This window comes from Lactobacillus kullabergensis, from assembly GCF_003151025.1.
In the GTDB taxonomy this organism is placed as follows: domain Bacteria; phylum Bacillota; class Bacilli; order Lactobacillales; family Lactobacillaceae; genus Lactobacillus; species Lactobacillus kullabergensis.
In genome coordinates, this window is the sequence record NZ_CP029477.1 from 1,005,653 (window position 1) to 1,030,125 (window position 24,473).

A 24,473-nucleotide genomic window follows, 5' to 3' on the forward strand; every position below is an offset into this window, starting at 1 on the left:
TCTCCCTTTAAAAAAGTTGAACTAAATATTTTTTAGTTCAACTTTTAACTATACTATTAACTTTAATTTAAGGTTCTAGACGATTAATCATTCTCGGGAATGGAATAGCTTCACGGACGTGATCTAATTTGCAAATCCAAGCAATAACACGCTCAAATCCCATACCAAAACCAGAATGCGGTACGCTGCCGTATCTGCGTAAATCTAAATACCAGCTGTAATCATTCTCATTTAAACCAGCCTCATGGATTTGCTTGAGCAAAGTTTCATAATCACTTTCACGTTCAGAACCACCCATGATTTCGCCATAACCTTCTGGTGCTAAAACATCTGCACATAGGTATTCCTTAGGATTATCAGGATTTTTCTTCATGTAAAATGGTTTAATTGTTGTCGGGTAATTAACAATGAAAAATGGCCGATCAAATTTTTCAGAAATGAAAGCTTCGTCAGGAGCACCAAAATCATCGCCCCATTTGAAATCACGGCCATCGTCTTGCAAAATTTTTACTGCATCATCGTATGACAAGCGTGTGTAGTTACCTTGAGCCGCAGGCTCTAATTTTTTGGGATCACGGCCTAAAATTTCTAATTCATATTGACAATGTTTAAGAACCTGTCCGGTCACATATGACAAAAAGCGTTCTTGCAAATCAAGAGATTCATCTTGATGCATCCAGGCCATTTCCGGCTCCATCATCCAAAATTCAGTTAAATGACGACGAGTTTTGGATTCTTCAGCTCTAAAGGTTGGACCGAACGTAAAAATTTTACCGAATGCTTCAGCACCTACTTCACCGTATAATTGCCCAGACTGTGATAGGTAGGCATCCCCACCAAAGTATTCAGTGTGAAACAGCTCGGTAGTTCCTTCAGGAGCAGAATGCATAAAGATAGGAGCATCAAATTTCACAAAGCCTTCATTTTCAAAAAAGTCAACCGTAGCTTTGAAAATGGTATTTCTAATACGCATAATTGCAAAAGGACGTTTGCTTCTAAGCCATAAGTGTCTGTGATCAAGCAAAAATTCAATCCCGTGTTCCTTGTTGCCGATGGGATAGCCTTCATTGTTTGTAATCAGCTTTAAATCGGAAATTTGAATTTCATAACCAAAATGAGAACGCTCGTCTTGGTGAACAGTTCCCTTAATATAAAAACTGGCTTCTTGATGCAGAGATTTTGCTATTTCAAACACTTCATCAGAAACCGCATTTTTACGAACTACACCTTGAAAAAAGGCTGTACCATCACGTAATTGTAAAAACACTATTTTGCCACTTGAACGTTTGTCAGTCAACCAAACGTGCATCCGTACTTCCTGGTCAACATGCTGGCGACAATCTTCTATTGAAATTAATTCTGTCATAAACTTTTATTCCACTTTCCTTATCGTAATCAAATTAATGATACCAAAGTTTGATCAATTTAGCGACTTAACCTACTAATTTTCCATCTTTAAAATTATAGAGTTGATAATGATATTCACCGACTATATTTTTAGAGCTTACTTCCCACACGGGTTTATTTTTATACCAGCCCAGATTCACTTCCGTAATTTTTTCGTTAGGTTCTTTTGCACTATATTTATTTCGAATAAGCCCTTCATTTACGCCTTTGCTGGCTGAATAAAGATATGCTTTTTTAGAACCTGGTAAATAGATAAAATAGTAAGTCCTATGGTTCTTAGTTAAGCCTTTAAGTGCATAGCTATTAACACCACGATTTAAATGATAATTTTTTTCCGTATATTTGATAGGTGTTTTTTCGACAGCTATTCTATTAAGCTCACGGATTTCTGACCGTTCCGGATTACCTGCCTTATAAAAAATAACAATGAAAGCAAAGTATAAAAAAATCAAAATTATAAATACCCATGCTAAAAATTTAAATGTTTGCTTTGTATCATCTTGTATCATAGTTTGTTAGTATTTCCTGTATATTACTTAAAGATGTTTTTTTGACTTTAACTGGAACGGCAGCCAGAAAAACAGAACCGTAATCTTTTGACCAGATTCTTGAATCCAGTATTAGGAACTGCCCCCTGTCCTGTTCTCCGCGAATTAGCCTGCCCATCCCCTGCTTAAAGCGAATAATTGCCCGCGGCATTGTATCAGCGTGGAAAACATCTATACCTCTGTCAACAAGTTGTCTTTGGCGCAACTTAACTTCCGGCAAATCCGGTGATTCGAAAGGCAATTTAGTTGCTATTACCAAGTCAACGCCACATTCATGAAAATCAATCCCTTCCCAAAAACTATCTGCTCCTAAAATAAGTGCTTGTTTGGCAATTGCAAATCTTTTAATAATCCGGTTATTTGAACCAGAGACACCTTGTGCCAAAATTTCATAATCACGTAAACTAGGAGAATTTATAATAGCACTAAAAACATTTTTTATTTGTTCGAGATTTGTCATTAGAACTAAAACATGCTTTTTATTTATCATATCTTTCTCCAAAATCTGGGTTAGACTTTTATCATATTTTGGATCACTGATGTCGGGAAAATCAGTCACAGACAGAACTTCAAGATGCTTTGCCAGCTTGAATGTACTGGTTCCGATATACTTTTGCGGTGCTAAATCAGTTAGGCCAAGAAGTTTAATGATAAAATCAAACCCTTTTCCACTGGTTAAAGTAGCACTAACAAATGATATATGGTCAAAGCGATCATATATTTTATGAAGTTCAGGCGTTGCGTCAAGCATTAACCAACTTAAGTTGGCACTTAAAGGATCTTGCGGATTAGTCAAGGTAATGATAAACCCTTCCGAATCCACATAGGCTTTCTTGTGAAGTAAATCCGATAATTGGTAGCTTTTGGTAATATAGTCATCGAGTTGATCGATTTGATCAGAAACTTCACTTAAAATAGCATCCCTATCAATATTCGAACTGTCAGTTTCATTGTAAAGCTTAAATAAAATTTGATTTGTATTTTGCCTGATTCCTTCTAATTTTCGTTGCAATTCTGCTAGTTTAGTTAAAAATTGACTATTCTTTGGAAAAAGGTCTTTGCCCCTGAAACTGAGAAGCAAGTTGCCATTGGCTAAAGTATTTTGACTGACTGCTTTCTTCTTCTTAGAACAAAGCAAACGCTGCAAATGATTAATAACTTTGATCAGATCAAGTATTGCTGGATCTAACTTTTCTAAGAGAAAATTAAACTGTACATCATTGCCATATTGATTAAATACACTGTCATCAGCATAATAAAGCAAATTGCGCAGATGATTAAGAAGGCCCCATAATGATTCAAATTGAAACGAGTCATTCCTGGAAGTAATCACATTGTCAACAAAACGATGAGCTTCATCAATAACGAGGTAGGGATTCTGCCCCCAAATTGTATCATTATAATGATTAGCCAAATAGGCATGATTTGTGACTAAAATGTCAGCCTGCTCTTGCCTTTGTCTGGCCAAATTCCAGAAATCAACTTCAGCAAAAATGCTACCGACACGGGCATCTCCAGGGTGAGCAATTTGGGCAAATAAGGGGGCACGATAATTGGTCAGCTGCAATTCATCTAGATCACCTGTCTGAGTTTCAGTTAACCAAACCAAAATGCGCATCTGTAACACCAAAGTTAGTTTATTTGGAGTTCCCTGATACAAACTTTGGTAAAAACCATCCAAATCGAGGTAATGGCTACTGGCTTTTACTTCTTCAGCTTTCAAATCCAACTTGGTTACATTCAGTAATTGGGGAATTTCCTGATCTATTATCTGCTTTTGTAATACTTTGGTGGGAGTGGCAATTACCAATTTTCTGTTTGTGTATAATTGATAGGAATATGAAAACAAGTAAGAAAAGGTTTTACCAGTACCATTAGGTGCTTCAATCAATAATGTTTTCTGTTTAGGGTTACTCAAAAACTGTTCAATTCGATTGATGAGGTCTACCTGAGGCTGGCGATAATTAATTTTATTTTTAAATAATTTCTTTTTGTCCGTGTCACTTTTTGGAAAAACATTTGACTGTTGATGTTCAACATTATTAAGTTTTTCTTGTTTTCGTAAAATTATTTGTCGTACTTGCTGATATTGTGAAGATAACGGCCTTTTTTCCTTGCGTGCGTTATCAGCAATTGTAGTGAAAATCCAGGAAGTGTCACGTATTAAACCGTGAGCCAAAGAGCTTAGCGTATTTAAAGTAGCTTGAGGAAGATTTTCAAGTCGTTCAATTATTTTTATTAATAAAACAGCAGTGCCATAAGCATCAGAATCTGCTTTATGAGGGTTTAAATGTCTTATTTGCAGGCGAGTTGTCAAATCGCTTAACTTGTATGACGGTTCAGTAGGAAATGCAATTTTTGCCAGCTCTACCGTATCTATTGCACGATTAGTTAGTGGTTCATAGCCGTGCTGCACTAATTCAAAATTTAAAAATGGCAAGTCAAAATTAACATTATGAGCTACAAAGACAGTATTTTTCAAGATTTTGACAATCTTGGGTGCATAATAAGCAAAATCTTTTTCTTGAGCCACATCTTTGTTGTGTATATGGGTTAAATTTTGCACCGCTATCGGAATTTCGCGGTGAGGATTAATCATAAAAGAGTAAGTCTTGACAACTTTCATATTCTTAATAATAGCGCAGCCAAACTGAATGATATGATTATTTTCTTCCCGTTGTGTTCCCGTAGTTTCTAAATCCACTACAGCAAAAACGGTATGCTCGAATGATTTCATTTTGCAATTACCCTCCTTTCTGTTAATTTAATTCAACTATTTTGCATGCATCTAACAAAACCAAGTATTTAGCTTTAACTTTTTTGTCAGCAAAAGAATTAAGAGCTCTTTCATAAAGGCGCAGCTGACCTAAATATTTTTGCTTTATGTTTTTGATAGCTAATTCCAAATGAGTTTGATCAATATGATCAGTTTTATAATCAAATAATATTATGCCATCTTTTTCAGTAAAATAACCGTCTATTGTACCATGAATTAAAATTTTTGCGTCTGCATCACTGAAATTATCAAATAGACTATCGGCTGGCAACAGACTCGAAAATTCAATTTCACGGTGCAAGTTTTCTGGTTTTTGCCAAAATTTCTTTACAAAATCACTATGAACAAACCAATTTATTTTTTCTAAATCTAAACTGGAAACAATATTGTTATTAAGTTTATTTTGCTCAACTAGTTCCTGCACTTCTTCTTTAACTTGGTCTGCTTTGCCTGAGCCATGATAATCATAGTATTGCAGGATCAGGTGCATTGCAGTACCAATCTCCGCTCCTGTAAACCGTGTTTTAAACAGAAAATCAGGTTTAGTATCTATAGGCTGCAAGTAACGATTAGTTGAAGAAATTAGGTGCGCATTTTCCAGTTCGGTATCAAGAGGATCGTTAAACGCTTTTTTAATTTCAGATACTGATTGATAAGCGGTTGTCTGACTGGCATCTTGAAAAGGATAACTAAAATTAAACAGTTTTTCTGTATATCCTTCTAGTGATGAAATTTCCTCAGTTTTGTTCTCCTCTGGACTAGTATATTCTTGAAGATGAACTTTTTCGCCTTGATATTGGATATAAAGCAATTCCTGACTTGTTTCCAACGCTGAATTTATATCATTAATTTTTTGGCTTAAAAGCTTGTCCCATTTGATTGATGGACCAATCAAACTCATCGGATTTGAAGCGTTAAGCTTGCTGTTTAGAGAAAGACGTCCATTTTGATCGGCCTCATTTTGCCAATTTTTAATTGTCTCAGGCAATTTCTTTAAATCAGCTACCAAAATTAACTTTTGCTTTGCTCGGGTCATCCCCACATATAAAATGCGCGCTTCTTCTTCTAAGAGTTGTCTCTTCTTGGATATATTTGCAATAGCCTTAACAAGTGTATCAGCACGATAATGTTTTAGTTTGATAGTTAAACCTACAGAACAAGAATTTATAATATAATTGCCGCTTAAATCCCGCTTTTGAAATTGGTGTTGCAAGCCTAAGTAAAAAACAACTGGAAATTCCAGGCCCTTGGAACTATGAACAGTCATTAAGCGTACGGAGTTACCGGCTTCTTTAGTTAAAAGTGGCTGTGCCAGGTCCTTTTGGCTACGTCTCATTCGCTCGATAAAATTAATAAATTGATACAGACCCTTAAAACCAGCGCTTTCATAGGAAGCAGCTCTTTCATATAAAGCCTCCAAGTTGACCCTTCGCTGCTTGCCATTAGGTAGTGAAGTCATAATTTCAAGCAGGCTGGTTTTTTCATAGATGCTCCATATCAATTCTGAAATTCTATGTGTTGCAGCAAATTTACGCAATTCTTCGAGCTGATTCAAAAAATCTTTTACTTTTTGACTAAGTTCGTCACCCACGGCAACATAAGAAGTTAAAGCGTTGTAAAAACTGGCATTCTGCGTATGAATTCTAATCGTACTGAGTTCAGGTTCTGTAAAATTAAAAAGAGGTGACCTTAATACAGCTACAAGAGGAATGTCCTGATCTGGATTGTCAATGATCCTCAAGTAGTTCATGATTATAGTTAATTCTAAAGTTTGAAAATAATTTTTCGCATCGGTAACCATTATCGGAATATGACTTTTGGCAAACTCTTGCATAATTTCAAGATTATTGCTGCGACTTCTGGTTAAAATAACAATATCACTGTACTTAAAAGGTCTCAAATGACTGCTATTTTGCGAATTTTTGTCATAAATTAACAAATTTTCCTCTGCGAATTTTTTAATACGGTTAATAACCATAGCAATTTCAGCTGAGTCAATATCGTCAGGATCATCTTCTTGACGGTTAGTTTGGTCACTATTTTTTTCATGAATTAGTATTTCAGTCGCATCAGGAAGGTTTGAAGGATAATATTTGGCACCATAAGTCAGCTGACTCTCATTGTTATAATCAATACCTCCAAAATCATCCGTCAAAATATTTTTAAACACTTGATTAACAATAGAAATAACTGGCTTAGAAGAACGGAAATTGTCCGACAATAAAATTCTTTCTTCTTTTGCTTGATTTTCTTTAAGGGCTGCTTCTTGATATTTGTGCAAAAATAAACTTGGTTCAGCTTGCCTAAAGCCATAAATTGATTGTTTAACGTCACCAACCATAAAAAGATTGTTTTGACCATCTTTTTTAATTAATTGCAAAATATTTTCTTGTAGCGGGTTGATGTCCTGATACTCGTCGACCAAAATCTCATTATATTTGTTTTGATAAAAGGTTCGTGCCATTTGGGATGCAGAAGTGTCTTGACTGAGAATTTGGTATGCTAATTGCTCCATGTCACTAAAATCAAGCAGGTTTTCTGCTCTTTTTAACTGATTAAAACGGTCAATCAGTGCCAGTTCTGCTTTCACAATTGCAGCCATTATTTGCTGACCTTTTTGCATCATAGACAATTGCTCTTTTTCGTCAGTAGCATAAAAAGAAACAAAAGTAGTTAAAATCTGTTCCTTTGCTTCTTTTTTAAAATCACAGCACTCATCATAAAAAGCAACAATATCTTCGTCCCAATTTTTTGATCTGCGCATACCGCTTTTGAAAACACAGGCACGCAATTTTTCTCGTTGCTCATCATATGGGCTATCATTTTCCAGATCATGCAAATAGCTGCTAAGACACTTTTCAAACAGGTCAAAAGTTTCTTTTACTTTGTGCAGATCCTTAGTTTCCATTACCGCACTTTGACAAAAATGCTCTAACTTATCAGCAAGATTTTGGAAAAGATTGACTAAATAAGGTTTAATTTCTTTCTGCCACAAAGAAGATTTGATTACTTCTTCCATTTGATATTTTTGGGCTAGCCCTTGCAGCCATTCTCGATAATCAGGCTTAGCCATTGCGTAATTATATAAGTCTAACAATAAATTTTGCGGTGATGCAGCATCCCTGTCACCTGCAAAATTATCATAAAAAGCTATAAAGTCCCTGTCTTTTTTCTCTAGGAATTCTCCTTCAACTTCTTTTAATGCTCTTTCACGCATTAATTCCGCTTGAGAATCGTCAGTTAGTATACTGAAACTGGGATCAATGTCGATTACATAATAAAAACGATGGATTACATCCAAACAAAAGGCATCAATCGTAGAAATATTAGCAGAATCAATTAAATTTAACTGTTGTCTCAGATATGATTTTTTTGAATACTTCTGCATTTCATTTGATAATACTTCTTTGATCCGTTTTTTCATTTCAGCTGCAGCTGCTTTTGTAAATGTAACTACTAACAGTTGATCAACACTGACACCAGAAAGAATTTCTTTCATTAAGCGCTGTACAAGAACGGTGGTTTTGCCACTACCTGCGGAAGCCGATACTAGTATGTCGCGGCCATGATCATTAATAGCTTTTTCTTGAACGGCTGTAAATGAGGTTTTTCCTTTTTCTTGAACCATTTTTAATTTCCTTCCTTTAGCCGTTTTTTAATCTTTTCCAGTAGTTCATCCCTTTTCAGACTTCCTACTTGATGATATTTATTTTCTCTCAACATGGCGTCAAAAAAGAAAATATCACGAAAGTCTGAATAAGTTAATGCATTATTTCCATTCCCATATTTATAGGGATTCAGCTTTATTTTTCCTGCTAAAATTTGACTGGAGGCATCTTTAATAAGCTCTTCGTCATATTTCAGCAATAATTCAAGTTCATCACTATTGAAATAACTGCCACCAAACTTTAAAGTTCCATCTTTTGTAGAACTGACTCCGGCATAAATGGAAGAAGTACTGCGTGGTTTATTTAAGTCAGGCTCAGCCGCGAGCATTAATAGCTGGTCATCATTAATTAAACCAGTATATTTAAGTTTAATTTGACCGTCTAAGTTGGCATCTCTGATCTGCAAATTACTGTCATACAACTTATTGCTATTTAGCCTTTCAGTTTGTCTGGTAACCGTTTGGTAAAAAGCACCTAAAAGTGAGAGTGGGTCAGAACCAGCAAAGAATTTGTGGTTTTGCATCAACACATCTAGATATGAAACCATTTGTAAAGAAATACCCTGGTAAAATAACCCTAGATCAAATTTTTTAGCGGAGGACTTATAATCGATTACTTGAGCAATAAATCCGTTTTGATCAGGAACCTGAGCCAAATCAACCCGATCTATTTTTCCCCTTAAATTAACGTAATGATTACCTTCTATGCCTGGCACTTTAAAGTTAAGTCCTTGCACCTGTTCACCCTTTCCAAAACTTAACTCTGAATATTTAGCACGCAATGGAGTTTTTGCAACTGCATGATGCCAGTTACTTGCTACTTTACTGGTAGTTTTATCAAGACACTTAAATAAAAACTCATTAAATGGGTCATTTAATAATTGCTGATATCTGGCCTCATTTTTCATTTTTGTACGTGCAATTGTAAGTAACTGATTAAGTGTTTCGTCATCAATTTCTTTTAAATCGAGTGAGCGGTCATTTAGCTCCTTAACTAAGCGATCAAAAGTTTCGTGGAAATAATTGCCAGCTTGTATAGCATCCAATTCATTTTCAAATCTTTTATGAAGGTGTAAACCATATGTCAAAAAATATTCGTATGAATTTTCATAAAAAGTTTCCAGCTGAGAAACAGAAGAATTGAGGTTTGAACCGTATAATTTTTGTGCCAGGTCTGGACCGATATTTTGTGGTTCGTTTATAAAATTGCTTCCAGCTATAACTTTAGCTGTTTTTTGCGGTAAAAGTTCAGCCGTTAGCTTTAGCAATTTTTTAACATCAATATTATTTTCCGCCCGATTAAGATAGCTTAGATATCCTAAACTTGCCTGTGGATTGGTTATAAAAGATAATAACTGACTAAGTTCTTCAGGTAAATTGTGTTGCGAAAATTCTGGTGCACCCGCAGTTTTAAACCTTTCATAATAAATTGAAGGCTGTACTGTACTACCCTCATCAGTCGCTAAACAATACGACAAATAAACTTTGTCCTGTGCTAAAGCCAAACAATTACCAAATTGGTAGTTTTGATCCCAGTTACTTAGCTGCTGCCTATCTTCAATATAAGAGTCTTCGCCAAAATCTTTTTTTAATTCAGCAAGATTTTCTGTACTTAAAAAGCCGGGAGTATTCTGTATTTGTGGTAAGCCGTTAACCGTTGCCCCCATAATAAAAACCTGCTTGTAGCCACTGACTTGAACAATACCCATTTCGGATAAATTTACAGCATCCAAAGTGGCTGGGATCTGAGAAAAAGTAGCTTCCTTAAAACCGTTAATCAGTACCGCAAAAAAGCCTGCTGGATCAAAATTATCAGGGTTAATTAACAAATAATCATGTAGCAGATTAATTAAAAGATCCCAAACTTGTTCTGACTGCCGGGCTTCTTGTAAAGCACCATCTGCTTGGGCATCAGCACGCCATTTTTCTAATACTTCATTGACTCCATTGATAGTTAAAAAATCAAAAAATATTGTAATAGCTTTTTGGCTATCCTTTTCTTCTTTTAAACTGTTAAAAAGCTGCGTAATTTGTTTGATAAAATATTCTTTTAATTTTTCTATTTTATTTACTTCTTCGGGAATTTTGTCTAATCCTATGACTTCGGCTGCCATATAATCCGCAAAGTTTCTCTGCCATAAATTATGGTTTATGCCATGAGCGAGAACAAAATTTTCCAATTGGTCAACATCATATACATAAGCAGTTTCGTCTTGATACCAGTCGGGTATTATTAAACGGGTTTTCATTATGGCCAGCAAATTTTGGGTCTGAAAAGGCCTTGACAATAACTGAGCGATGTTTTCAATTAAGACCACTAAAGGATGGTACTTCATTTCTTGTTGTAAATCATTAAAGAAAGGAATTTGATTCTGTCTTAAAATTGGGGTTAAATATGTCTCGTATTCATGCAGATTCGGTGCCAGAACTAAGAAATCGCGGTAGCGGTAGTGTCTTAATGCAACCTGCTGGTAAATGGTGTGAGCTACGTAATATGCCTCTGCATATCTGTTATCTGCACGCACGAGTTGGACTTGATTAAGATCACCAATGTTGCTTACGTCTCCAGTCCAAAATTCATTGAGCAACTCTCTTTTAGTTGGTCTGGGATTAATGTTTGTAGTTAATATTTGATGTGGCAAATTATGAGATTTAATATATTGTAATAGTTTATTGATAGTAGTTTGAATGACATAATCGTAATCTCCTGGTTCAGCTTTTGGATTAATCTCACCCAGTTGCGTTTTAAAAGCCAATGTGACGCTATGGGCTTTGGTCATCAATAATTTGACGGTTAGACATTCCTGAAGAGAAAAATGAGAAAAATCGCTAAAGTAAAAGTCTGCTTGATCTAAATTTTTTTGTGTAGCTAAATATTCATTTAACTGCAGCTGTATCTCGTTTGAGGTAGAAAATTTACCTGTGATGGCTTTAATGAATGCTGAATAAATAATTTTAAGATCAGAGATCTTATTTTTGGTTTCAAGCTCAAGAGCATCTTGATCGATAGCATCAAGATTCAAATTGCCTTCGCGGATTTGCAGAATTGTATCATATAATTGCTTTATTAAACCCGGATTCAAGTTAGTAGTCTGAAAAAGGTGCAGCTGATCTTTCTTTTGATCAACAATTTTTGCAAGAAGCATTGCTGCAGCTGCATTATCAAGTTCAGTTGGCAAGCCCTTTTTTGCATCTTTTAAGAAAAACCAGGCCAAACGTGAAAATGATAAAACTTGCAGGTTTTTGACAGATTGCTCGATATGGTTTTGACTGGTAGCCAAGCTATTTATTGCTCTGACTTCTGTGGTAAACTTAATGTGATTGGGAACAATGACAAAGGTTTTATGATCAGGAAAGTGCTGATAATTTTGTACTGCTTCCTGTAAAATTTTTTCCTGCATGGGATCGGTTTGCCGACCGACTAGAATTTTGATCATCTGTTCTCTTCTCCTTTGTCATTATTTTAGCATAGGAACCAAATTTTTTTACAAACAATAAGGATCTTAAATAAAATGAAATCAAGTTTTTTAGCACACGGAAAAGTTATTCTTATCGGTGAACATTCAGTAGTTTATGGCTATGATGCGTTAGCATTGCCAATCAAATCATTGCATATTAAAACGACTGTTGAACCGGCAGAGCAAATGTGGATGGATACGGCTCATTATCAAGGGCCTTTTTTTATGTCTCCATCTGAATATGATGGACTAAAATATGTTGTTAAAACTATGCTGACAAAAGCTGCCAGTAATGAAACTCTGAAAATAACTTATACAGGAGAGATTCCAATAGAACGTGGTTTAGGTTCAAGCGCAACAGTTGCTCTTTCTACAACCAGAGCAATGAATGCTTACTTCAAACTTAAATTAACTGAAAAAGAAATAATGGAAATTACTAACCATGCTGAAATGATTAATCACGGTAAAGCATCAGGTCTTGATGCTGCAACTGTTAATTCAGATTATCTGGTTTTTTTTAATCAAAAAGATGGCCCGAAGTCGCTAAAAGTTAAACTAGACGCAACTTTGCTTATAATGGATACTGGTGAATTAGGAAGTACTAAAAAAGCAGTTAGTCAAGTTCAGGATTTGATAGTAAATGTTCCCGTTGTAAAAGAAAATATCAAGGAATTAGGCAAACTGGCTGATGAAACTAAATCAGCATGGTTAAAAAAAGACGCTGAAAAGGTAGGTTCATATTTTAATCGGGCACAAGAGATACTCCATTCATTTAGCCTTTCAACCGCAAAAATTGATCATTTGCAAAAAATTGCTCTTGCAAATGGTGCATTAGGTTTTAAATTATCTGGTAGCGGACTCGGTGGAATTGTAATTGCCTTGTGTCAAAATCATGAAGATGCTGTCAAAATAGCAGATAAATGTCAAAAAATAGCTACGAATAGTTGGATTGAGGAAATATAATTTTTTATGGAAAAAACAGTTCGTGCCCATACAAATATTGCGTTGATCAAATATTGGGGCAAAGCAGATTCAGATTTACGTTTACCTTTGATGTCTAGCTTGTCAATGACACTTGATAAATTTTATACTGACACCAAGATTTCAGATAGTTTAGAAAATCAATTTTGGTTAAATGGTGTCAAACAAAATGGACAAAGCAGCAGCCGTGTTTTTTCTTTTTTAAAATTACTGCAAAAAAAATTTGCTGTGACGGGCAAATTAAAAGTTGAATCATATAATCATGTTCCAACAGCTGCAGGATTAGCTTCTTCTAGTTCAGCTTTTGCGGCTTTAGCAGGAGCTTTTTGCCTACATTATGGTTTTAATTTGTCCTCTGTTGAACTTTCCCGTTTGGCTCGTTTAGGTTCAGGATCAGCCAGCAGGTCAATTTATGGTGGTTTTGCTATTTGGCGAAAAGGACACGATGATGAATCATCTTATGCTTATGCTTTAGATGAAAAGCCTGACATAGATTTGCGATTGCTTGTGGTTGAATTGAATAACCAGCAAAAAGATTTGTCTTCCACTCAAGGGATGAAACAGGCGCAAACTTCGCCCTTTTTTATGCCTTGGATTGCGCGTAATCAAACAGAATTAAAACAAATGATTAGCGCTATTAAAGCAAATGATTTTTCAACTATTGGCAGTTTGGCAGAATTGAATGCTTGTGAGATGCATGCAGTCAATTTAACTGCTCAACCAGATTTTACATATTTTGAACCTGCAACTATTAAAGCAATCAAACTTATAGCTGATTTGCGTAGCCAGGGTATAGAATGTTACTTCACAATAGATGCCGGACCTAATATAAAAATCTTAAGTCAATTAAAAAATGTAAAAGATATTACTAATAGGTTTGTATCCGAATTTGATAATGTTAACATAATAAATGCAAGTTTTGGTCCAGGTATTTCATGTCTGAACTAATTAATATAAATTAATTGATTAGGAGATTAAATTCTTTTGATAACAGAACAAGCACCCGGAAAATTATACATTGCTGGCGAATACGCGGTACTGGAACAGGATTGTCCCGCTATCTTAGTCGCAGTTAACCAGTTTATCCGTGTTTCAATTATTAAGTCAAAATCAGGAACTGGATTAATCCATTCTAAACAATATTCTCAAAGTTCGATTCACTGGGTCAGACGGGGAGCCAAAATGGTAATCGACAACCGTGATAATCCTTTTGAATATATTTTGGCCGCCATTTCTTACACGGAACGTTTTTGTTTAGAGCAAAAAGTCAAGATGAAAGTATATGATTTATATGTTAATTCTGATCTAGATTCTTCTGATGGCAAAAAGTATGGTTTAGGTTCAAGTGCTGCTGTAACTGTAGCCACAGTTAAAGCAATACTGCGTTTTTATAATGTGCCTTTCAGTAATGAATTAGTTTATAAACTGTCAGCCATTTCGCATTATTCTGTGCAAGGTAATGGCTCAGCGGGTGATATTGCTGCCAGTGTTTATGGTGGCTGGATTGCTTTTCAAACTTTTGATAAGCAATGGCTTGCTGATGAATTAGCACACAAATCTTTATCTGAAGTACTGAATGAGGCTTGGCCTGGATTGAAAATTCAGCTTTTGACCCCTCCTGCTGGTCTTAAATTAATGATTGGTTGGAGTCAAAAACCTGCATCCACCTCAAGACTAGTTGATGAAACTAATGCCAATAAAGCCGCTTTAAATGGTCAATACCAGGAATTTATCAGGCTTTCGCGTAAATGTGTTCTCAAAATGATTGCCGGATTTGAGCATAATGATATTCAGTTAATCAAAAAACAAATTCGCGTTAACCGTAAGCTTCTGCAGCATTTTGCGCAAATAAATCAAATTGCTATTGAGATACCGCGTCTTTCTAAACTAATTAGCATTGCAGAATCATTTGGTGGTGCAGCTAAAACTTCAGGTGCTGGCAACGGAGATTGTGGCATAGTAATTGCAGACAGGAATACAGATACTGCTTTTCTTGAAGATAAATGGCGGCAAAACGGTATAATGCCTTTGGACTTTCGTGTACACCAAATTCGGGTTGTTGATTAGGGGAAAATTATGTCAATTAGATCTAATCGTAAAGAAGAGCATTTGGATTTGGCACAAAAATTTTATCAAAATGAAAAACCAAATAGTTTTGATAAAATGCACTTAGTACGCCCTGCATTACCAGAAACTAAAGTTGATCTCCGAACCATACAAACTACAATGTTTGGTAAAATGATTGCGGCCCCCTTTTTCATTAATGCTATGACTGGTGGATCTCGCAGATCATATCTGATTAATAAAGAATTAGGTCGAATAGCCAAAAAAACAAATATTGCTTTAGCATTAGGTTCTGCCAGTATTTTAACTAAAGAACCTGATTTACTAGATAGCTTTTTGATTGCAAGACAGCAAGATCCTGATGGCGCTTTAATAGCAAATGTTAATGCAAAGACTTCAGCCGAACAAGCTGAAAAGATTGTGACAGAGCTAAAAGCTGATGCATTGCAAATACACCTAAATGTGGTACAGGAAATAGCAATGCCTGAAGGAGATCGAGATTTTTATTGGCTTGATAACTTAAAAGAGTTGCGACAGAAAGTAACAGTTCCAATTATTATAAAAGAAGTTGGTTTTGGACTAGACAGAGACACAATTCGTTCCTTAAAAAAAGAAGGCTTTGGATTTTATGACGTTGCAGGAAGTGGCGGAACCAATTTCGCTCAGATAGAAAATGCCCGTAATACTAATAATGTTTCTTATTTAAATAATATTGGCTTATCTACTGTTGTTTCGAGTTTAATGGCAGCCAAAGAGCAAGTTGAATTCACCGTCTCTGGTGGTGTACGTAGCCCGTTAGATGTTTTTAAGGGGCTTTGCTTAGGTGGAAAATTTGTCGGCATTTCTAATGTGTTTTTACAGGCATTAATTAAGCATGATGCAGATTACCTGCAAAATCTTATTGAAGAGTGGCAATATGAACTTGCCTGTCTTCTTGCAATTTACGGTCAAAACGATCTTTTTGGTCTAACCAAGATTGATAAATATTATGACTTTTCACTAAAAACTATTATCGATCAGTTATTATAAATAAAAATGAGTACGGAAATTTTAAAAATCTTGGTACTCATTTTTATTTGACAATAATTTACTTTAATAAACGCCATATTTCCTTTTGAACAGCACTATCATTACTGGAACCTATAATGTGGTTGGCAGCTTTTTTGGCACTCGGAAGGGCTGTTCCAGTAGCATAACTGCTACCAGCATATTTTAACATTCCCACATCATTGCCGCTGTCGCCAAAAGAAACCATTTCCTTTGGACTAATCTTGTATTTGCTGCCCAAATATTGCAAACCTCGTGCTTTATTCATGCCTTTTGTCGACATATCTATTGATGTCGCTGAACCGGAAACAAAACCAATTTGCGGATATTTCCGCTTAAGTTCTTCTAAAAGTTTAACCATTCTATTTTCTGGAACGTCAAAAGTGACCTTAAAAACTTGATCATCCAGATGATTAAAATTCTCAACAACTGTCAGCTTTTCATAATATTTTTTCAAATCTTCTGCATATTCAGGACCATCACTTTTTAAAATATATGCACTTGCAAGACCAGAAACCGTTACTTTTTCATCATATTCTTGGATGATTTGTAAAATCGTGAGCCAGTCTTCTTCAGAAAGGCACTCAACATGAATTACTTGCCTGCCTTGAGCTACGAGTGCCCCATTATCAGCAATGTAATAAAGCTGATTAGCCACTTGGGGAAATCGGGAGTACAAATTTTCAAATTGGTTTCCACTTGCAACTACAAATTTTATTCCTCTTTTTTGCATTATTTGGAATTCTTGCAAAAATAACTCTCGATCATAAGTTTTTTGGTCAGTTAGCCAAGTTCCGTCCATATCAGTAGCGATTAATTTAATCATTCTTTTTTCTTTCTCTAAATTCGTAATCCTTTGGGATAATAGTTTTTAATAATATGATTGCTTACTTTGCCAAAGCCTAAAATAAAATGTTTAAAGCTGACAAGAATAAATCCAGTTTCATCTGAATCAGTTCTGATAGCTTCTCCATGCAAATATTTGAAATAATTACTGCTACCTAAGTCAATTACCCTATTTTGCTCTTGTGCTGCTAAGACCATAGCCAGTTGATGTCCAGGTTCAAAGCGTTTTTTCTTTAGAATACCCAACTCAATACCATTGGATAAAATTTTAAGATGGGAAGCAGAATTAGTGCTTAGTGCGGGAATAAAAACGTGATTATTATGAACTTGACATTTAAACTGCCAGTTCTCAATTGCAGATGGTAAATTAAATCTATCTAGCACGCTTGAAATCAAATGCATATCAGATTTGGTTAAAGCACTTTTAAGTTGCTTCTTATGATCTGACTTCTTACTTGTCGAACCAGAAGATTGAGCATTCTTTTTTCCTTCTAACCTTAACTTTGCTACATACTGTCCCTCTCCAATATTGGCAGTAGGCCAAAATCGTGCAGTTTTAGCCAACTCAATATTATTATCTGACCATTCTGGATGACCATGGTCAATATATTGTTCATCTATTTTTAGTGGCAATATTGTAAAACCAAAAGTTTTAGTTAGCCAAGAAACTATTTGTTCATTTTCTTCTGGAGAAAAAGTACAAGTTGAATAAATTAGTTTCCCACCTGGTTTAAGCATTTGAACTGCAAAAGACAGAATTTCTTTTTGCCGTTGCTGACAAAAAAGCACGTAATCCTGTGACCAATATTCAATAGCTTTAGGGTCTTTGCGAAACATACCTTCACCACTGCATGGAGCATCAACCAATATTTTATCAAAATACTGTGAAAAATATTTTGTTAATTTTTCTGGTTTTTCACTTGTGACTAGTGCATTTGTTATTCCCCAACGTTCAAGATTTTCACGTAAAATTTTTGCTCGACTAAGCGAAATTTCATTTGCAAGCAAGAATCCTTGGCCTTTTAGTTGTACGCCAATCGCAGTGCTTTTCCCACCAGGGGCAGCACATAAGTCTAAAATCTTTTCCCCAGGCTGGGCTTCAAGAAAAAAAGCAGGAAACATTGCAGCAGGTTCTTGTGAATACACTGTCCCACTCACCCATTCAGGATCTTTTCCACTTATTTTGCCATAATAGGCATTTGGTATTAGCGGAATTTTTTCATTATGATCATAAGAAAGGGTTTGATTTTCTTTTAATGAATTGATTCGATAAGCATTTTTAGAATTTTCATTTATTGCTTTAAAAAGATGGTCAGCTTTACTCTTACCTAATAGCTTTGTATATTTTTTGATGAAATCTTCAGGCAGTTTTGGCATTATTTTTTTCCTTTCGTAATAAGTGCAGAATGCTTAAGGCGTAAAAAATAGAAATTATTACCCAACTTGTCATTAAAAGCCAAATTAAGTGTTGTGGCTTGGAAACGAATTTTCGCGAGATCAAAAAGAAATATGCACCAAAAGTAACTACAAGTTCTACAAGCAAAATTCTAATCCCATGATTGATTAACCAATTGTGTAGTAGACTGCCCTTCAAATTTGTCTGCTGAACTGTTTTCCAATCCATAAATGCCAAAATTATATTACTTGCTGAAGCAATTAACAAAAAAATTAAGATAAATAAAATTTCACGAATAATTGAAAACTGATGTATTTGATGATTTTTGACAAAAACTGGTGTTTTTGCTTTTACTCCATAATGCTTAGCGATTTGTTGAATTACTTTATTTGAACTGTCGATTATGATCTGATAATCACGCAGTTTAAATTTGCCAGTTGGTTGTTTCGGACTAGCAGTCAAATAATAGCCGTTTTGCTTCATTTGACGATAATGCTTTAAAGTTCCTATAACCGTATAATATTTTTGGTTTATGTAAACATACTCGTTTCCTTGCGCCTTTAAAGTCGGAACTTTTGCGTTTAAACCAAGTACAGCAAAAGAAACTTGACCTTTAAAGTCATCTTTTGTGAAGTACCTTCCTGATTCAGTCGGTAGTTTTAGCACATTATGATTTGACCATACGAGAGTTTGATTTTTCTTGGCTTTGGATGTCATATGAACTTGAATTTTATTATGAGGATATCTTTTTTTCAAATAGGTCAAGAAAGTTCTAACTTCTTGATTGTTTTTGACTTCAATATAGCGAGTATTGTTGCTTAAACCATATGCCTCAAGCAGTTGGTTCGCTTCACGAGACTGAACATTTGACAACATACTGCCTATACCTAAAAAAGATAAAAATATAATAATAATTAAAATGATTTTTTTAAATTTCATGTGTTATCTCAAAAATGTGTTCATTAATAAAATCAAAACTGTGAAAAGTTTGATTAATTTGTTTTAATTCTGGGGAATGATGTATTAACCCTTTTTGCCAAAAAGCTGCTGAATTGGTCGCTCCGACTTTTTCTCCTATGAAGAGCAGACGGCTTGTTGTATTCATTTTTTGCCATGTTGAAACAACATTTGTGTCGCTATTGCCAAAATTGGGAGCCCAGGAACATATTATTAGATCAACATTGTCAAATATCTTAACGGCCTTAGCAGCTTCAAAATTTCTGACTGTCATAAATTGCCTTGAGCCAGTGCTTGAAGTTTTTGACCAATCTAAGTTATCTGTGACTGTCATTTCAACGCCTACATCAGAGAGAGCTTTGCTCCAATATGCATTGCCTGCCATAATTTCCAAACCGGTTTTAATATTTAAACTTTCTTTAATTGCATTAGCTGTCTGCAAATTAGGAAGTGACCAAACACCAAAATTAATTGCCAAAAATTGTCTTAAATTGTTGAATAACTGATTAGCAGACTTAAATTTCTTAATATCAGTTTGCGAAAGACCAGCACATATTTCTTCAGATTTATCTGGCAAAAAGCCCAGTCTCTCTGGAGCTTTCCTTAAAACTTGCTTTTGGCTCACAACAGAAACAATATCGCTAATTTCCTTTACTTGATGATGTATGGGGTCAATATTAAGCTCTTGATCTAACTGGTTAATTTTACTTAAAAAATTTGTCATTATCAAATACCTATAATGATTTTAACATTCAAACTGAAGGATTTCAGTTATAATAAAAGGTAACATAATAAAGGAGAAAAATTTTATGGCGAAAAAAGTAACAAAAAAGCAAGACGAAGAGGAAGAAAGCTTAGGTAAATTTATTCTTGATGTTGTCATAATGATGGCAGTTATTTTAGGTGTGTTCTATGTTTTATTCCATTTTGTACTTTCTAATGATAGAGTTTCTGGACCGTCTATGCAACCGACTTTTGAAGATAATGATCGTTTGATTGCTGTGCGTAATTTTACTCCTAAGCGTAATGATGTTGTTGTTTTGCTCGCACCCAAGGCAGCAAATGATGTCCCAGGAGCATACTACATCAAGCGAATAATTGGTCTTCCTGGTGATAAGCTTGTTTCAAAAAATGATAAAATGTATGTTAACGGAAAGCTTTTACCTGAGCCATATCTTGAAAATCATTTCAAAAAGGATAATAATGCTCAAGGGCAGACGTATACAACAAATTTCACATATAAGGTTCCAAAAGGTTATTATTGGGTAATGGGCGATCACCGTGATATTTCTAAGGATTCACATATTTTTGGTCCTGTAAAACGACAAAATTTAATTGGTAAAGTCAAATTCAGATACTGGCCATTTAATAAAATTCAGGGTTTTTAATTTCCTTTGAATTTTAATATTTTTCCGCTAAAATAAATTGTAAAGGAGAATTTATTATGAATCAGCAGTTAGAAGAATTATCCGATGCAATTATCGATTTTCAAGTAAAACATCATGTTACTGATACGGATTTGGCTTTCGCAAGTCACTTATCAGTTGAAAAAATTCACTCAATGAAAACTGGCGATGGCGAATTCACTCCTGAAGAAATTAATCAGTTGTACGATTACCTTGCTGCAAATCATTAAAATATTAGCTAAATATCAAAACCCGCAAGAGACTATTTTTTGCGGGCTTTTTAAATATAAGATTTTAAAAGCGAATGGTAATTACTTATGATAATAAATTGTACTCCAGTCATAGAAATATTCTTGTTTTTCGTATGCCAAATTCCGTTTGTAAAAACTGGCTGGCATATTCTGGGCGATTGCCTATCTAATTTTGGATTTTATATTTCTTTGTTTCACATTATAAATATAATCTGGCTGTTAAAAAGGACGTTAAGCAAAAGCTTAACGCCCTTTAAATGTCCAGGTAATTATTCTAATAACCCTGTTATACTTTTTGGTTACCTAGTTGAATCATTTGCTCTCTAGTACTCTTTTAGGATTATCAATAACCATTTTAGCAAAATTATCATTACCTACTAGTGGCACCAACGAATGCTTTAATGTTGTAATAATATATCGCAATCCTGGTTTACCTTTGTATGATAAAAAATATGATTTCCTTCCCATATCACCTGATAAACAAATATGATCTACATAGCCATCCTCAACTAATTTACAAAGTATTTGTATACGATCTCTATCATTAGTGCTTAACTCACGGCCAATATGGTCAAAACTTATATTTACTCCAGTATCACATATTCTTTCAATATAGTCTATATTTTTGGGAATATCTACATGGCTTAAGCAAATATGCTTTAAGTCTGCCCCTTGATCTCTTAAAATTTCAACCTGTTCCATAGCCATCGTTCCTTTATCACAATGAGTAATCATAGGAATATGGGTAGCCCTTTGAACCTTGCCCTCAATTTGTAGGATCCTTTTTTCGCTCTTTGTTATTTGCTTAAAACTTGTTCCTGCTTTCATGGCAACTGGTAACAGATGATGTGAACTTACTCCATTTTCAATTTCATTAACTAAAAAATCAAATATCTGTTTATCCGACATTTTATCAATCCACTTTGGCATAAATTCTTCTTTGTGGAATCCTGTAACAAAACCTATATTAATGTTTGCTCCTTCAGAAATTTTTTGTAAAGCAATAGGATTTCTGCCATAGTTTATCGGAGTTAGATCTATGATCGTACTACCACCATTATTTTTAAAGTCTATAGCCTCAGCAATGCTTTTATCTAAGTCATCAAAAACATAGTCTTTATATTTAGGTAAGGGATTTGGATTTACAAAGAGATGATCATGTATATAAGTAATGCCCAAATCATTTGAAGATATGGTTCCTTTAACAGTATTAATCATAGTTATTACCATTCGGCAATAGTGCCATCATCATTGACCCAAGCCGGATTATTCCACACTAATCCCTCTTGTGCGACATCTTTAATTTTGTCTTCATCCATTTCAATGCCAAGACCTGGACCTTTAGGAATGTCAACGAAACTATCTTTATACTGAAAGATTTCTTTGTTTTTTACAAAATCAAGTAGGTCAAAACCTTGATTATAGTGAATTCCTAGACTTTGTTCTTGAATAAAAACATTTGGAGTACATGCATCAACTTGAAAAGTTGCAGCTAATGCTACTGGGCCGTACGGAGCATGTGGAGCAACAGCCATATCGTATGCCTCTGCCATTGCTGCTATTTTACGCTCTTCCAGTAGGCCGCCACAAAGAGAAATATCAGGTTGAACTATATCAACTGCTCCCTGTTTAAAAATATTTTTGAAACCCCATCTGGTGTATAATCTTTCTCCTGTTGCAATTGGGGTTGAAACTTCATTTGAGATTTGAGCAAAATACTCTTCATTTTCAGGTAAGACCGGTTCTTCAATGAACATAGGATGGTATTCTTCTAAAGCTTTGGCTAAGACTTTCGCCATTGGTTTGTGTACACGTCCATGAAAATCAATGCCAATAGACATAGCATTGCCAAATTTTTCACGAATAGAGGCAACTCTTTTGACAGCCGCATTCACTTTTTCTAAAGAATCAACATAATGCATTTCAGAAGTAGCATTCATTTTAACTGCTCTAAAACCCTTATCCCAACGTTCTTGGGCCATTGCCACAACATCTGATGGACGATCTCCTCCAATCCATGAATAAACTTTTATCTTATCCCTAACGGCTCCACCTAATAGTTCATAAACTGGCAAATTTAAGGCTTTACCTTTGATGTCCCATAAAGCCATTTCTATTCCTGATATTATGGTTCCATTAATTGGTCCTCCACGAAAGAAAGATCTATGAAGGCGTTGCCATATCCTTTCAATTTCAAGTGGATTTTTTCCAATCAGCTTACTGCACATCTCTTTTGCTCCAGCAACAACTGTTTCTGTTTTCGTCCCTGAAACTAACTCTCCCCAACCAGAAATGCCTTCGTCAGTATTTATCTTTATAAATATCCATCTAGGTTTTACTTTGTAAATAATAAAATCTGAAATTTTCATATTTTTCCTCAAGTTTTAAAAAATCATCTTAAATAATTCAACTATTTTATAAATAATAAATCCTACAATGTGTGTACCTGCATCCTCAGTAGATATATATTTAACTCCATTTGCTAAGTGGAAACCACCAGCAATAGCAAGTTGTGTATGTATTGGAGCTAAAGCGGTTCCAATCCAAAGAACAAAGCAAGTAATAACAATAGTTGACAGTATCCCTCTAAAAACATTACCTTTGCTAAATGCTACAGGCCAAGCTGACAGCCACATAGCTTGGTAAGCAATATCAGAAATCGGCAACAGACGATTTCCAGGTAAAATAGCTGATAATATTAATGTAATCGGTACCATAATAATTCCGCAAGCAATTGCTGATGAATTAGCTACTGTCAAAGCAGCATCTATTCCAATGGTAAACTTATTTCCTGGAAACTTTTTATTAAGTAGTTCTTTAATAGAATTAGCAAAAGGTATCAATCCCTGCATTAAAATTTGCATCATTTTGGGAGTCAAAACCATAGTAGCTGACGTGCTCATTCCTACAATTAAAATTTTACCTATATCTTCACCTGCTAGTGCGCCAATAATGATTCCTATGATAAAACCCATAAACAATGGTTCACCAACAAAGCCAAACTTTTTTTGTATCTTTTCCGGTCTGCCATCAATCTTATTAATTCCAGGAATAATGCTCCATAGTTTATTTAATGCCCAAGCCACCGGAGCCCATCCAACTGAATTTGCAGTTGGAAATGAAATTCCTTCTAAACCAAAATATTTTTGTGCTAAAGGAGCTGTCCAATCGGCTAGTTTAAAACTGATAGCAGCATCAACAGCCGAGGCAACTAATGCTGCAAGAGCACTTTTGGTTAAATACCAAACTAAAGCACCAGTAAAAATGTAGTGATTATATGACCAAAAATCAACCATAACTGTATTGGTTGTCTTAGTAATTATCATTAATATATTTAAAGCAAGAACAATAAATACAACAATCGCAGCCAAAGGAAATGCCCATGTTGCGGCAGCTCTAGCTGGCCATCCTACATCCATAATACTTGTTTGGATTCCCCAATGCTTGACCATCAAATGGACAGATGGTCCAACCTGTTGTACAAACCAATTAATTACAATATTAACGCCGGCAAAACCAACACCAATTGTTAGTGAAGATTTAATTAGTGTGCCCATTTTTACTTTAAAAATAATACCCAAAATGAAGATCACAATAGGCATCATTACCATAGGCCCTAAGCCGCTAATCCAGTTTAAGCCTGCAATTACCCAATTCATACTCTCACAC

18 protein-coding genes are annotated in these 24,473 nt (G+C 35.0%); 6 read left to right on the forward strand and 12 right to left on the reverse strand.

Features of this window, described 5'->3' with window-relative positions:
* Positions 1–67: 67 nt before the first annotated feature.
* The 5 genes from asnS to DKL58_RS04770 all read right to left on the reverse strand — a co-directional run bounded on the left by asnS (position 68) and on the right by DKL58_RS04770 (position 11,835).
* Positions 68–1,366: an asparagine--tRNA ligase gene (gene asnS, locus DKL58_RS04750; RefSeq protein WP_109586281.1), complete on the reverse strand. Its 1,299-nt coding sequence runs from the start codon at positions 1,364–1,366 to the stop codon at positions 68–70.
* A 67-nt stretch (positions 1,367–1,433) separates the two neighbouring features.
* Entirely contained in the window at positions 1,434–1,916 is a 483-nt protein-coding gene (locus DKL58_RS04755) for a hypothetical protein (RefSeq protein WP_109586282.1), read from the reverse strand.
* Positions 1,903–4,692 (reverse strand): helicase C-terminal domain-containing protein, encoded by a 2,790-nt coding sequence (locus tag DKL58_RS04760; protein ID WP_109586283.1) that lies wholly within the window; start codon positions 4,690–4,692, stop codon positions 1,903–1,905. Before DKL58_RS04760 ends, DKL58_RS04755 begins: the two co-directional genes overlap by 14 nt.
* A gap of 22 nt (positions 4,693–4,714) precedes the next feature.
* Positions 4,715–8,359, reverse strand: a complete 3,645-nt coding sequence (addA, locus tag DKL58_RS04765) for a helicase-exonuclease AddAB subunit AddA (protein ID WP_109586284.1) — start codon at positions 8,357–8,359, stop codon at positions 4,715–4,717.
* A gap of 2 nt (positions 8,360–8,361) precedes the next feature.
* The gene (locus DKL58_RS04770) at positions 8,362–11,835 is read right to left on the reverse strand and encodes a PD-(D/E)XK nuclease family protein (protein ID WP_109586285.1); all 3,474 of its coding nucleotides are present in this window, start codon (positions 11,833–11,835) and stop codon (positions 8,362–8,364) included.
* Positions 11,836–11,910: 75 nt separating this feature from the next.
* Here DKL58_RS04770 and mvk point away from each other — a divergent pair, with 75 nt between their 5' ends.
* The 4 genes from mvk to fni are packed head-to-tail and all read left to right on the forward strand — an operon-like array spanning position 11,911 to position 15,930.
* Positions 11,911–12,819 (forward strand): mevalonate kinase, encoded by a 909-nt coding sequence (mvk, locus tag DKL58_RS04775; protein WP_109586286.1) that lies wholly within the window; start codon positions 11,911–11,913, stop codon positions 12,817–12,819.
* Between the two features lie 6 nt (positions 12,820–12,825).
* Positions 12,826–13,785 (forward strand): diphosphomevalonate decarboxylase, encoded by a 960-nt coding sequence (mvaD, locus tag DKL58_RS04780; protein ID WP_109586287.1) that lies wholly within the window; start codon positions 12,826–12,828, stop codon positions 13,783–13,785.
* A gap of 36 nt (positions 13,786–13,821) precedes the next feature.
* Positions 13,822–14,904 carry a phosphomevalonate kinase gene (locus DKL58_RS04785; RefSeq protein WP_109586288.1) on the forward strand — a complete coding sequence of 361 codons (1,083 nt, stop codon included), beginning with the start codon at positions 13,822–13,824 and terminating at the stop codon, positions 14,902–14,904.
* Between the two features lie 9 nt (positions 14,905–14,913).
* Positions 14,914–15,930, forward strand: a complete 1,017-nt coding sequence (gene fni, locus DKL58_RS04790; protein WP_109586289.1) for a type 2 isopentenyl-diphosphate Delta-isomerase — start codon at positions 14,914–14,916, stop codon at positions 15,928–15,930.
* 58 nt (positions 15,931–15,988) lie between these two features.
* Here fni and DKL58_RS04795 read toward each other — a convergent pair whose 3' ends face one another.
* From DKL58_RS04795 to DKL58_RS04810, 4 genes are read right to left on the reverse strand one after another with little or no spacing between them, the layout of a single operon-like run.
* Positions 15,989–16,774: a Cof-type HAD-IIB family hydrolase gene (locus DKL58_RS04795; RefSeq protein ID WP_034979098.1), complete on the reverse strand. Its 786-nt coding sequence runs from the start codon at positions 16,772–16,774 to the stop codon at positions 15,989–15,991.
* Between the two features lie 14 nt (positions 16,775–16,788).
* The gene (locus DKL58_RS04800; RefSeq protein WP_109586290.1) at positions 16,789–18,171 is read right to left on the reverse strand and encodes an RsmF rRNA methyltransferase first C-terminal domain-containing protein; all 1,383 of its coding nucleotides are present in this window, start codon (positions 18,169–18,171) and stop codon (positions 16,789–16,791) included.
* Complete coding sequence (locus DKL58_RS04805; RefSeq protein ID WP_109586291.1) at positions 18,155–19,129, reverse strand: hypothetical protein; 975 nt, start codon at positions 19,127–19,129, stop codon at positions 18,155–18,157. Before DKL58_RS04805 ends, DKL58_RS04800 begins: the two co-directional genes overlap by 17 nt.
* Positions 19,119–19,871, reverse strand: a complete 753-nt coding sequence (locus DKL58_RS04810) for an SAM-dependent methyltransferase (protein WP_109586292.1) — start codon at positions 19,869–19,871, stop codon at positions 19,119–19,121. Before DKL58_RS04810 ends, DKL58_RS04805 begins: the two co-directional genes overlap by 11 nt.
* Before the next feature lie 85 nt (positions 19,872–19,956).
* On the opposite strand from DKL58_RS04810, the gene lepB reads away from it, so the two are divergent.
* Together lepB and DKL58_RS04820 are read left to right on the forward strand one after the other, a co-directional pair.
* Positions 19,957–20,535 (forward strand): signal peptidase I, encoded by a 579-nt coding sequence (gene lepB, locus DKL58_RS04815; RefSeq protein ID WP_034979074.1) that lies wholly within the window; start codon positions 19,957–19,959, stop codon positions 20,533–20,535.
* A 56-nt stretch (positions 20,536–20,591) separates the two neighbouring features.
* Positions 20,592–20,783 (forward strand): LBP_cg2779 family protein, encoded by a 192-nt coding sequence (locus tag DKL58_RS04820; RefSeq protein WP_034979071.1) that lies wholly within the window; start codon positions 20,592–20,594, stop codon positions 20,781–20,783.
* 333 nt (positions 20,784–21,116) lie between these two features.
* Here DKL58_RS04820 and DKL58_RS04825 read toward each other — a convergent pair whose 3' ends face one another.
* Genes DKL58_RS04825 through DKL58_RS04835 form a run of 3 tightly spaced genes read right to left on the reverse strand, consistent with a single transcriptional unit; the run spans position 21,117 to position 24,463 of the window.
* Positions 21,117–22,022 (reverse strand): phosphotriesterase family protein, encoded by a 906-nt coding sequence (locus DKL58_RS04825; protein ID WP_109587004.1) that lies wholly within the window; start codon positions 22,020–22,022, stop codon positions 21,117–21,119.
* Between the two features lie 5 nt (positions 22,023–22,027).
* Positions 22,028–23,173: a galactonate dehydratase gene (gene dgoD / locus DKL58_RS04830; protein WP_109586293.1), complete on the reverse strand. Its 1,146-nt coding sequence runs from the start codon at positions 23,171–23,173 to the stop codon at positions 22,028–22,030.
* A 15-nt stretch (positions 23,174–23,188) separates the two neighbouring features.
* On the reverse strand, positions 23,189–24,463 hold the full coding sequence (locus DKL58_RS04835; RefSeq protein WP_109586294.1) for a PTS galactitol transporter subunit IIC: 1,275 nt from the start codon (positions 24,461–24,463) through the stop codon (positions 23,189–23,191).
* Between the last annotated feature and the right edge of the window lie 10 nt (positions 24,464–24,473).